Here is an 8,175-nt window from a genome sequence, read left to right as displayed (position 1 = left end):
AGTAATATCCCTGATCCTGATAAATCGCTTCAGATTTTGTATTCTGACGCAGGGCGCAATGGTTTCAATTTCTCGAAGTGGCGCAATAAGACCTTTGACGATTTGATTCAGAAATCGGTTCAAATCATTAATATGGACAAACGCACCCAGCTTTATCTCAAAGCGCAGCAAATCTTCAAACAAGAACAGCCGATTACGCCTATCGCTTATGCGACGGACTATGCAGTGATCAATAAACGGGTGACCGGCTTCAAAATCAACCCGCTTGGCCTGACGATTTTTTCAGGAGTCGGATTAAGATGAGTTTTGCTCTGCTTTCCAAAGCGCTTCAATTTGTGAACCTTGGGGTCGCGTCACGGAACGGACAATAAAGCACATTCAGCCTGAGAGAAGAGCCGTAAGGGCCTGACTGTTCCTTTTCTGGGTGTTTTCCCTGCTGCCGGATATAATCTCCGTCAAATTGATATGCTCCCCAATTCCCCGCTTCTTGATAAGCAGAGCATTTTTCTCTGGAATAAATTCATAAACTGGTTTCCTAAACATAGGAAATTTATACTATATCATATACCAGATGTCAACATAATCGCATCTAAATTATTACTTCAATAGAAGTATAAATAACTACTACCTTTAGAGTAAAAAGATATCGAAATTACCAGACCTCTTTGAGCGCCTTGATAATCTTTTCATCACTGATATCTTGAGACAGCATGATAAGCGCCCTGACTAACCTAGCTTCACTGACCTTTCTAGAAGTCGCTTCACTTATCCTGTCCGCCTTAAAGGGCTGAAATCAGTGGATGGTTGAGTAGATCATTGAGTAGATAGCCGAATAGATCATCAAAGAGATTTTGCTCATGGTCAACTCATACATAAAGTGATCTACTTATAAAAGAATAGATTGACCAAGAATTTGAGGATGATCATACGATGCAAAAACGGCCCCAAAGAAGAAACGGGTGCAGAAAGTAAAGCGCTTACGCAAAAGCAGCTAAGGCGTAGCCTATCAATAACATGCACAATTTATTCTGATCGATCAGATAGCCGATTTTGCAGCTATATGTAGTCACTATCCCAACTTGATTGGCGATTACGTCTGGCGCAGCAGCGTCAAGATCGGCGCTGGCAAGTTCAAGCCACTACGACCGATGCTACCGGCTTAACGTGCTTTAAATTCCGTTTTCTGAGACGACCCCAAAGAGAACAACGTCTGTCGTTTTAGCAAAAAAGCCTTTTCGTCCACTGAGGTTATCCAGATGCAAAATGTCATGAAATCCCTGATGCGCGGGGCACGCCCCGCTCCCCTTAAAACGTGTCACACACCACGCAACTCCGTTGCAATGGCTGAAAGCCAACCTGTATAAGGGTTTGAGCGTGGCGACACCGAGAACTACAGGTGACTACACCGAAGGGGCTATGCTTTGATATAACTCTTACGGAGACTGGAAAGTGCCGCGACCAAAAGGAATCGGAAAAGGAAAAACCATGCCATTCAGCCTCCGCCTCGATGAAGAGCTAGCCAGCTTCTACCGGCGCAAGGCAAACGAGCATGGAATCAGCGTTTCTGAATTTTTGCGACAAATGCTTGTGCAAGGGGTGATTGCAGAAAATGTGCAAGAGATCGAAATGTGCTTAAGTCGAAAAGTGGAGGAAATTCGGGCTGCGAATCAGAGCGGGAATACAAGTGTCATTCCCGAAAATGTCCTGCTTTCCGTTTTCACCAGCGAAGCCTTGCTGACCGCGATTGTCGAATCCCGCAATCCTCAGCAGCTTTATGAAGCACAGAACATTGCGCGGGCCAAGCTCAAACAAATAAAAGACGGACAAATGGTAAAACGCCCAGATAAACTTGTAGGCGACTTCTGACTTGGGGCTGAATTTTGGTGTTGGCGGGTGAACAATAATTAACTGTTCTGAAAAACGTCGGCGAGTGTTTTGGCTTTGAGGATGCGCTTACCCCACTTAAGCAGCGTGTCTGAATCTGCTGCGGTTAATTGCTGTTGATATTGTTCGGGTAGTTCACCAAAAATATCTTCTAATTGGACACGAAGCAGGGTGCTCTCGCCTTGCTGTAGCCCTTGCTGTAAGCCTTTGTTGATGCCCATCTGCTCGATGCTCGTGATATATGCCACGTTTCGCTCCTTTTCCAATTGATAGATGGCCTCTTTGTAGCGCACGCCAAGCGTTTCAGGCAGCGTCAATATACCATCGATGAAATAAAACAGACGCAGGATCGCGTCGCGTGTCAGCCCCTTTTCATAGGCGGCGGGTTAAAGAGAATTTGTGCTGATAACGCGCTTCTGGATCAGGGCGGGTTGCCAACGCCGATAAGTGAGCTACAACCACTGTCCCAAATGGATTATCCATTTCAAGCAATTCTGGTTCTTGGCCTTGATAATCCAACAGTTTTTTCGGGAAAAACTGAAAATCTAATATGCTCAGATCGCACGCATTTATTTGGTAACGGTCAGGACGCCAAGTAGGACTGTCGTCCGTCAATATCGCCATCGTGATAATCGGTAATCGATAACGATCATAAAGTCGATAAAAATATTCAAACAATCTTTGCGCAAGATGTGTTTCGTAATCGCCCTGGTCGGGTAAGAGGTGACAGGTCGCCCTGCACCCCTCCCCTAAGAACCGGACTTGACAGTTTCCCATCATCCGGCTCAAGCCTTCGAGCTGTTTGCATACTGTTATGGCCGAGCATGAATCTGTTGATGGCAGACTTTGTGCAACCAGACAAGGTTATCATCCGTATCCTTGCCACCCTGTTGGACGGGATGGCGATGGTGAAGATGGAGTTTTTCTCCATTCAGTATAAGCTCGCCGCATTGCGGACATCGCCCTGCTTGTGCGCGGGCGATGCGGCCGGGTTGTTTGTCTTGTCCCCAGTAGAGGCGGCTTCGCTGCCTTTGGCGTTGCTCGCCGTAGGCAGCTTGCGCGGCATCATCCGGGGCATAGGTATCCCTGACCAGAATGTGACGTCGAATGGGCATGTCACCCAGATCGAAGAGGCGGAGCATTTTACGCTTTCCTCGCCCATCTTTGACCTCGGTGGCAAATCTCCATTGCCTTCCTTGAAGGGTGCGGTAGTATTTTTGTCGCACCCATCTTTTTCCTTTTTGAGGATGGCGCCGTAGACACCATCGCCATAGGGCTCGCCAGAGTTGATGGCTCATCCATTGGAGCGTGTCTTTGCTGACCCCAGGCTGATAGTACTGAGCCCAACCCCGTAAGATAGGGTTCAGTTGCCGAATCACGCCTTCGGGTGTCATGGAGGGAGGTTGTTTTAGCCAGCATCGAATGGAACGGAGTTGCTCCACGACTCGGTTTTTGTCGGGTTTCGTTAAACAGTGGCCTTTGAATCGGCGCAGCGTCATTCCCAGAAAGTCAAACCCGTCATCGATATGGACGATTCGGGTTTTGTCGGGATGAAACTGCAAACCGCGTTTCTCTAGCCCACTGCTTATGAAGGGAACAATCCTTTCGATTTCTAAGCGGGTTTCCGCCATGATTGCAAAGTCGTCCGCGTAACGCACGATACGATAACGTGCACCCTTGGCCGTGTAGCGTATCCTTGGTGTATTTCTTGGCCGGTGATACCGGAAGTGTTGATGCAGGTCGTTTTCCAAACCGTGCAGGGCAATATTGAGCAGCAATGGGCTGATAATGCCGCCTTGCGGAGTACCCCGTTCGGTGGCTGACCAGCTTCCCGCTTCTAAATAGCCTGCCTTCAGCCAAGCATGGATTAACGCACGGCCTGGGATGTTTCCCAAGCTCTGCATCAGAAACGTATGGCTGATTTGGTCAAACGCGCCTTGGATATCGGCATCCAAAACCCAGGGGCGCTTGCAACTTGCACGTAAACACGTCCAGGTATACTGAAGGGCATCATGCGCGCTTCGTCCAGGACGGAAGCCATAACTGTGGGGCTCAAACCTCGCTTCCCAGCTTGGTTCAAGCGCATTTTTGACCATCGCTTGAGCCACTCGGTCGACCAGACAGGGAATGCCCAGCGGACGGGTTTTGCCATTCCGTTTCGGAATGTAAATGCGTCGTGTGGGCTTGACTCGGCCTAGGGTGTAGCGGCCCATTTGTTGGATCAACTGGTCGCGTTCTGTTGCCGTGCGGGCGAGCTGGCCGTCCACCCCAGGCGTTCGTTTGCCTGGGTTGTCTTGCGTCACTCGCCGTACAGCGGCATACAGATTCGCTCGACTTCGCAGCATCAGCTTCATCAGGCTGCGTACCCGATTAGGCTGTTGCAATTGGCTCGCACGATAAATACGACGTCTCAGGTTCCTCACTCGGTGCGCTGTGGCTTTCCAGTCGATACTGTGCCACACGCGTGGGAGTGTGCTTGCTCCGATGCCAGAGGCGGCTCTATCTTTCACAAGCATTGGGTTCCGTGACCTCGATTTATCGGTGAAGACCCGCGGGAAGTGGGCTCACTTTCGTGTCAGGCATATGCCTGTATCTTGAGCATTACCCCAGGCATTGGCTTTCTCCCGCATCCTTTACCCGCTGGAGATTTCCGCTTCGCTTGCGCTTGGCCTACTCGTTTCCGAGACTCCAGCGGGCTTACCGCGTTCCGCATAAGGGACGATAGGACGTGAGGGTTCTATCTCTATTCCGCTGAGCGTGTGTTCTTGCGTCAATCAACGAAATGACTTGATTGACCGCTCAGATACCTTTTGGTGAGAGTGTGTCAGCCTTTATTTCACTCTTTCGCACGTTACGAAACTGACTCGATAGTTCACTCGCGTTAACCCTGCGTCTTTTTCCTTGGCAGTCCGAGGACGGAAAGGCTCGCCCTCGTCCCGCTTTCGTGCCTTGCATTCGACCGATTTTATTACTGACTCTCGGCCTAGGCAGGGTCTGTGACCCCGTTACGTAGGAACAGGGGGCAAGAATCCCCTGGAAGCTTATAACTTCATTCCCTGTATGCGACTTTGCGCGTCGCACCGCTTCGACATGCAGCAGAACAAAGCCGTCCTGGCCTTCCTTAAAGCGGACTTTGATGAGCTGATCGACCAGCCTTTTGCCGACCATCGATTCTGTGGTCAGCGCCAGCAGTTCTTTATCCAGCATTTCATGGCCCGCTTGCCAGTCGATCTTGTGAGCGATATCGGCGTAGAAAAATTGCATGAATTCTGGAAAGTATCTGTCTAGAGCGTCTTTCCATGCTTCGTCAGCGTGTGAAGGGGGATTTGTAGGGGATGTTGGCATCAGGAATTATCCGAAGAGATCAAGTGGCGTGAAGGTTTTATAGTCAATGGCCCTATCGTGGCTTCCATCGTCAAGCACCAGAGAACCCCTAAAAACGCAGTCCCCCCGCGCCTGCCTTTTTCACAAAAAGCGTGATTTCTGTTGCACGCTGAAAACTCTGGAAAGCCCTAATGGCAAGGGATTAAGGGCATTTTACACGTGGCGGAGTGTTGCGTTTTGATGCACTTTTGATGCAGTCAGTGATCTCTATCACCCAACCCTGTTTTCGGTAAGCCCTCCGGAAAAGGTAATTTTGGTCATCGACCCGGCTAAACAGGCTTCAAACCCTTGATTGATCAAGGGTTTGCGCATTACCGAAAAGTAATTTTGAGGTAATTTGGGGTAATCAACAAGGTGATTTTTCTCTATCCTGTTGATTTATAAGGATTTTTATTTTTTCTTACATTACCTTTATCAAAGGTAACGCATTACCTTTTGATGACCTAAAAATTACCTTTTCCGGCGTCCACCCCAAATAGACCAATCCCACACGCCTCTCTGGGTGGCTCACCCGACAGTTCACAAGGGGCTGAATGGGTCAGAGAGTTTTCGCCAGTTACGCCAAATTTACGCCAAACTGCGAGAATTTTCTTTATAAAACAAATAGTTAGACAAAATAAATGGTGCCCAAGGCCGGAGTCGAACCGGCACGGAGTTACCCGCTAGTACCTGAAACTCAGGCTTTTTACTTTATTTTCAAATACTTATCTAATTTTTTGCTCCGCAAACTCCAGCAAACTCCAGCCTTGGAAGACCTATAAATGCTAGAGGGTCATTTTGTTTGCGGAGCAAAATGAGCTATTTTGTAGGTGCTACTTTTTTACCCCTTCTGTTTCTAATGTAGTGTTCTGTCATTGTTACGGAAGCATGGCCAAGCTGATACTGTGCACTCATCAAGTCAGTGTCTTCAGCTTTGTCTGACGCTGCTTTCGCGCGCAGATCTCGAAATTGAAATGCTTCAGGGCGAATACCCGCCTTTTCCCTTGCAACCGCGAACGCATCTTGAAGCCGCCCAAGAGTGAACTGCTGACCGCGCTCATCAACAATTAAAGCGAAGTTGCGGGGATTATACTTGGATTTTCGAGTTCTAATTCGCTCTAGAAGCGCTTGGAGTTCGCCTACAATGGCGATTCGGACTTTGGTCCCTGTTTTTCCTTGCTGCACAACAAGGCAGCCCTCATCTATTGCATACTCATTCATTTCGAGTACATCAGAGGGTCGTTGGCCGGTCAGATAAGCCAAGTCCATTGCATCGCGAAGCGGTTGTTTTGCGTGCTCGTAAACCCTTTGGTAAAGATCATCTCGAATATAGATGTCTTGTCTTCCTTTCTCTTTGTATCCTTTTATTCCAACACATGGATTAGCCAAGTCGACATAACCCCATTCACGCGCCTTATTCCAAATATGAGAAAAAAGCTGCTTTTCTCGATTAGCCCGCACTTGCCCTTCGTTACCCTTTGGCTTGCGTCCAAGTTTTATTAAGCGCTCTCTGGCATTCCTAATGCGCCAGTCAAGATATTGCCGAATATTAACGGGTTTTATTTCTTTGAGCGGTGCAGGGGGATCATCAAAAAACTCCATGAGCTTAACCATCGCAAACATTTCGACTTTTTGCGTGTTAGCTGATTTGAGAGGTAAAGTATCGCGTATATACCGTTCTGCAGCGTGACGGAAAGTTACAATAGAGGCGCGTGGTTCTGTTTCAGCCTCAAGCTCAGACCATTTCCGAACCGCCTGAATAAAGTCGTTGCCAAGCGGGATTTCCTTACGCGGCACGCCACCCGTATCATAGTAATAGTAGAGTTTGCCGCTGCGCTGGCGTCTGGCCCGCATACGAGGCGGCAAGTTCATGTTCTTGGATGGTTTGCGTCCCATGATTATGCTAAATAAGCAAGTCTTGGGTTCCATCCAGCTTCAATCTGCGCTTCTTCTTTCCGGCCTTCAACGGCAGCGCGAGTGACAATAGGCCGACCCCGTGCATTGATAAAGAACGCCAAACCAGTTGTACGCAGATGGGAAACCTGGAGATCGTATTTCATGACTTTACGCTCCATTTTCGTGCCGCGATGGAGCGTACAACCACGGCTGATGCCTGTTAATTCATCCACTTGTTTCTCGGTCAGAAAAATAGCCTGTTCCATGCTTGTTCTAAAAATCGGTCAAACGATTGAATGCGCAGCGTCTGGCCGCTGAGCCGCCGATACCCGTTTGACGCGCGGTTAAGAATGCGTCGCGCGTTTCCTGCGCCGATGCGCCGTGTTCGATTTCTATGTGCATATCGCGCCCCGATGAGCCAGCCAGAGCAATACCCAACCAAGCAGCGCGAACAGAACGGCGGTCGTTGTTGGATACCGCCGCGTCCACCGGTCTATCCGCTGGTTCAACTGACCCAGCGCCCTCCCCGCCTTCCGGTAGAGAGGCCGCAAAGCTCTATCGTTCAATACAGGCATTGCCTTCTCCTTCAGGTCGATAGGGCTGTACCGCCAGCCGGAATCCGTTGCCTATCCGCGCCTCAGCCGCCGCTAATGCGTGGAAGGCATCCAAGGCCGCGCTGCTGGACTCGAACAGGCCGATAAACGGCGGATGACGGTTGATTTCAATTTGGAAGGGGCGGAGGTTCATGTGGTCTCTCCCGCGCCCACGGATTCAGGGCAGGCGTTGTCCGCAATCTCTTCCGATGGCGTTGTACGGCGCGCCATTTCTTCTTGCGCTTCGATTTCAGAGACTTCCAGAAAGTCTTTTTTAAACCATGCGCGGATGAATGCGCCGAACTCGGCGTCTGAACCGAACCACGTGCTACGAATCGCTACGCCGAGACCGACATTTGAAGCCCAGGATTCATAAATCCGTTTTGCCAGCGTACGGCGTTCCAAGGGCAAGGGCAGCTCTAACTCATAGAGCGCGTTC

General features: G+C 49.5%; 11 protein-coding genes and 1 pseudogene. 2 read left to right on the top strand and 10 right to left on the bottom strand.

Going from position 1 to position 8,175, the window contains the following annotated elements:
- Together CAGGBEG34_RS07915 and CAGGBEG34_RS07910 are read left to right on the top strand one after the other, a co-directional pair.
- Window positions 1-303 (top strand): annotated as a pseudogene (locus CAGGBEG34_RS07915) (ABC transporter substrate-binding protein); the annotation flags it as partial.
- A 1,146-nt stretch (window positions 304-1,449) separates the two neighbouring features.
- A complete protein-coding gene (locus CAGGBEG34_RS07910) occupies window positions 1,450-1,866 on the top strand; it encodes a hypothetical protein (RefSeq protein WP_042688383.1) in 417 nt (138 codons plus the stop codon).
- A gap of 38 nt (window positions 1,867-1,904) precedes the next feature.
- On the opposite strand, the gene CAGGBEG34_RS07905 is transcribed toward CAGGBEG34_RS07910, so the two are convergent.
- The 10 genes from CAGGBEG34_RS07905 to CAGGBEG34_RS07865 form a co-directional block, all read right to left on the bottom strand.
- Window positions 1,905-2,201, bottom strand: coding sequence for a hypothetical protein (locus CAGGBEG34_RS07905; protein WP_050009371.1), 297 nt, complete (start codon window positions 2,199-2,201; stop codon window positions 1,905-1,907).
- Window positions 2,202-2,256: 55 nt separating this feature from the next.
- Window positions 2,257-2,562, bottom strand: coding sequence for a hypothetical protein (locus tag CAGGBEG34_RS07900; RefSeq protein WP_042688382.1), 306 nt, complete (start codon window positions 2,560-2,562; stop codon window positions 2,257-2,259).
- A 134-nt stretch (window positions 2,563-2,696) separates the two neighbouring features.
- On the bottom strand, window positions 2,697-4,400 hold the full coding sequence (gene ltrA / locus CAGGBEG34_RS07895) for a group II intron reverse transcriptase/maturase (protein WP_006683179.1): 1,704 nt from the start codon (window positions 4,398-4,400) through the stop codon (window positions 2,697-2,699).
- A gap of 283 nt (window positions 4,401-4,683) precedes the next feature.
- Window positions 4,684-5,229: a hypothetical protein gene (locus CAGGBEG34_RS11155; RefSeq protein WP_006683178.1), complete on the bottom strand. Its 546-nt coding sequence runs from the start codon at window positions 5,227-5,229 to the stop codon at window positions 4,684-4,686.
- An 837-nt stretch (window positions 5,230-6,066) separates the two neighbouring features.
- Window positions 6,067-7,143 (bottom strand): tyrosine-type recombinase/integrase, encoded by a 1,077-nt coding sequence (locus CAGGBEG34_RS07885; protein ID WP_006683177.1) that lies wholly within the window; start codon window positions 7,141-7,143, stop codon window positions 6,067-6,069.
- A gap of 2 nt (window positions 7,144-7,145) precedes the next feature.
- Window positions 7,146-7,409, bottom strand: a complete 264-nt coding sequence (locus tag CAGGBEG34_RS07880) for a DUF4224 domain-containing protein (protein WP_006683176.1) — start codon at window positions 7,407-7,409, stop codon at window positions 7,146-7,148.
- A 7-nt stretch (window positions 7,410-7,416) separates the two neighbouring features.
- A complete protein-coding gene (locus CAGGBEG34_RS11980; RefSeq protein WP_275226174.1) occupies window positions 7,417-7,545 on the bottom strand; it encodes a hypothetical protein in 129 nt (42 codons plus the stop codon).
- Window positions 7,536-7,718: a hypothetical protein gene (locus CAGGBEG34_RS11150; RefSeq protein ID WP_158641844.1), complete on the bottom strand. Its 183-nt coding sequence runs from the start codon at window positions 7,716-7,718 to the stop codon at window positions 7,536-7,538. The genes CAGGBEG34_RS11980 and CAGGBEG34_RS11150 overlap by 10 nt, the downstream gene beginning before the upstream one ends.
- A complete protein-coding gene (locus CAGGBEG34_RS07870; RefSeq protein WP_042687503.1) occupies window positions 7,699-7,890 on the bottom strand; it encodes a hypothetical protein in 192 nt (63 codons plus the stop codon). Before CAGGBEG34_RS07870 ends, CAGGBEG34_RS11150 begins: the two co-directional genes overlap by 20 nt.
- The coding region (locus CAGGBEG34_RS07865) for a hypothetical protein (protein WP_042688379.1) at window positions 7,887-8,175 on the bottom strand (289 nt) is incomplete at its 5' end. The genes CAGGBEG34_RS07870 and CAGGBEG34_RS07865, both read right to left, overlap by 4 nt.

Source organism: Candidatus Glomeribacter gigasporarum BEG34 (assembly GCF_000227585.1).
Taxonomy (GTDB): Bacteria; Pseudomonadota; Gammaproteobacteria; order Burkholderiales; family Burkholderiaceae; genus Glomeribacter; species Glomeribacter gigasporarum_B.
The sequence above is the reverse complement of the archived record's forward strand: the minus strand, read 5'-3'. Positions and strand labels throughout refer to the sequence as shown.